Origin of the sequence: Streptomyces sp. NRRL S-31, from assembly GCF_000718775.1 — a bacterium.
GTDB lineage: Bacteria > Actinomycetota > Actinomycetes > Streptomycetales > Streptomycetaceae > Streptomyces.
This window is the reverse complement of record NZ_JOCB01000213.1, coordinates 1-1,598: the sequence shown is the minus strand read 5'-3', so window position 1 is coordinate 1,598 and position 1,598 is coordinate 1. Positions and strand designations below refer to the sequence as shown.

At 71.7% G+C, this 1,598-nt stretch carries 1 protein-coding gene; it reads left to right on the top strand.

What is annotated here, in order from left to right:
* The coding region (locus IF37_RS0138225; RefSeq protein ID WP_030754293.1) for a type I polyketide synthase at positions 1 to 1,598 on the top strand (1,598 nt) is incomplete at both ends.

Below are 1,598 nucleotides of genomic sequence, written 5' to 3'. Positions count from 1 at the left end.
AGACCGCGTGGGAGACGTTGGAGGATGCGGGGATCGATCCGACGTCGTTGCGGGGCAGCCGGACGGGCGTGTTCACCGGCATCTGGTCCTCCGGCTACGTCGGCAGCCCCGACCAGGCACCGCCCGACACCGAGGGCTACCTCGCCACCGGCGTCTCGCCGAGCATCACCTCGGGCCGGGTCTCCTACCTGCTGGGCCTCCAGGGCCAGGCCGTGTCCGTCGACTCCGCCTGCTCCTCGTCACTGATGGCGATCCACCTCGCCGCGCAGGCACTGCGCTCGGGAGAGTGCACACTCGCTCTGGCCGGCGGGGTGACCGTGAGCGTGACCCCCCTACAGTTCACGGAGTTCTCCCGCCAGCGTGCCCTGGCCCCCGACGGCCGGTGCAAGCCCTTCTCGTCGACGGCTGACGGCACGGCGTGGGGGGAGGGTGCGGGTCTGGTGCTGCTGGAACGCCTGTCGGACGCCCGTCGCAACGGCCACCGGGTGCTGGCGGTGGTGCGGGGTTCGGCGGTCAACCAGGACGGGGCGTCCAATGGGCTGACCGCGCCCAACGGCCTCTCCCAGGAACGCGTCATCCGCCAGGCGCTGGCGAACGCCGGGTTGGAGCCGTCCGAGGTGGACGCGGTGGAGGCACACGGCACGGGGACGACGCTCGGCGATCCCATCGAGGCGCGGGCGCTGCTGGCGACCTACGGCCAGGACCGCGTGGAGCCGTTGTGGCTGGGATCGGTGAAGTCCAATATCGGCCACACCCAGGCGGCGGCCGGTGTGGCGGGTGTGATCAAGATGGTCATGGCGATGCGGCACGCCGAACTGCCGCCGACCCTGCACGTCCAGGAGCCGACGCCGCATGTCGAGTGGGACACCGGTGACATCCGGCTGCTGACCGAGGCCCGGCCGTGGCCGGAGACGGGGCGTCCCCGCCGCGCGGGCATCTCGGCCTTCGGGGCCAGCGGCACCAACGCCCATGTCGTCATCGAACAGTTCCCGGAAGAAACCCCCGGACAATCCGCCGGGGACGACTCCGCGGAGCCCACCGTGTGGCTGCTGTCCGGCAAGACGGACGACGCCCTCCGCGCCCAGGCCCGACGGCTCGCGGACCACATCACCGCCCACCCCGGACTCCGGCCGTCCGCGATCGGCCGGGCCCTCGCCACCACCCGCACCCTGCACGCCCACCGGGCGGCCCTGGTGGGCAGCACCCGGACCGACCTCATGGCGGAACTGGCCGCCCTCGCCGACCGAGACCCCCGCGTCATCACGGGTGTGGCCGGTTCGCCGGGTCGGTCGGTGTTCGTGTTTCCGGGGCAGGGTGCGCAGTGGGTGGGTATGGGCGGGGAGTTGTACGCCTCGGAGCCGGTGTTCCGGGAGGTGATCGACGCGTGTGCTGTGGCGTTGGCGCCGTATACGGACTGGTCGTTGGTGGAGGTGCTGGTCGGCGGTGGCTCGCTGGAGCGGGTGGATGTGGTGCAGCCCGCTCTGTTCGCCATGATGATCGCGCTGGCGGAGTTGTGGCGTGTTCATGGTGTGGAGCCTGATTGCGTGGTCGGGCATTCGCAGGGGGAGATCGCGGCGGCGTATGTGGCGGGGGCGTTG